Source organism: Microcystis sp. M53602_WE12 (genome assembly GCF_030065455.1).
Lineage (GTDB): Bacteria > Cyanobacteriota > Cyanobacteriia > Cyanobacteriales > Microcystaceae > Microcystis > Microcystis aeruginosa.
The window spans coordinates 1-1,271 of the sequence record NZ_JASJFB010000005.1 but is presented as its reverse complement, the minus strand read 5'-3'; the positions used below and the strand labels follow the sequence as shown (position 1 = coordinate 1,271).

1 protein-coding gene is annotated in these 1,271 nt (G+C 42.6%); it reads left to right on the top strand.

Annotated elements, in window-relative coordinates; all coding sequences use genetic code 11:
* Window positions 1–350: 350 nt before the first annotated feature.
* A partial coding sequence (locus tag PX482_RS00130; protein WP_288121929.1) for a phosphoribulokinase occupies window positions 351–1,271 on the top strand: 921 nt, incomplete at its 3' end.

The following is a 1,271-nucleotide window of genomic DNA, read 5'->3' as shown; positions in this document are numbered from 1 at the left end:
TAAAGCAGCTCTAAAGAGTTTTGAGTTAAAAGTTAAACTTCAAGTTTTCATTCAGGACAAATGTACTGATTAACTAATTTTTTGGGGAAAATTAGTTAACCCATCATTATAACATATAATTAATTTGCAAGAGTTCTACTGATAACTGATTACTGATAACTGATTTTGGTCACTGATTCCGGTATGATCTGAACAGAGAATCTAGTATCAAATACCTACTCATTCTAGCGTGAGGCTCTTGCCGAACCTGTCAGCAGCAGCAATTTGTGGCGGCGGGGTACTGCTGGATCCAGAGTCTGGTTTAATTACTACTATGGGTTAACAATTAGTCGTGTATTTAGAGGGAAACTATGGCCAATAAGCCAGAGCGCGTGGTTCTAATCGGTGTAGCTGGGGACTCCGGTTGTGGGAAATCTACTTTTTTACGTCGTTTGACCGATTTATTCGGGGCCGAGTTTATGACAGTGATCTGTTTAGATGACTACCATTGCCTCGATCGCAAACAGAGAAAAGAGGTGGGTGTCACCGCACTCAATCCGAAAGCGAATAACTTTGACCTGATGTACGAGCAGATTAAAGCTCTCAAGGAAGGTCAAGCCATTAATAAACCTATTTATAATCATGAAACGGGGATGATCGATCCCCCCGAAATCATCGAACCGAATAAGGTAATCGTGATCGAGGGACTGCACCCCTTATATGATGAACGAGTCCGGTCCCTATTAGATTTCAGCGTTTATCTCGATATTAGCGATGAAGTCAAAGTTAACTGGAAAATTCAACGGGATATGGCCGAGCGCGGTCACACCTATGATGATGTGATGGCGGCTATTAATTCTAGAAAACCGGATTTCAGTGCCTATATCGATCCCCAAAGACAGTACGCTGACGTGGTGATTCAAGTGCTGCCCACCAAATTACTTGAAGATCACGAAAGTAAATTACTGCGGGTCCGTTTAATCCAGAAAGAAGGGGTAGAAAACTTTGAACCCGCTTATCTGTTTGATGAAGGTTCCACCATCGATTGGCGGCCCTGTGGTCGTAAATTGACCTGCACTTATCCCGGCATTAAACTCTACTATGGTCCAGATGGCTTCTTGGGGAATGAAGTGTCGATTCTGGAACTAGATGGTCAATTCGATAACCTCGAAGAAATGATCTACATCGAAAGCCATTTGAGCAAAACCGGCACTAAATACTACGGTGAAATGACGGAATTACTGCTCAAACACAAGGATTATCCCGGTTCTACCAATGGTACGGGTTTATTC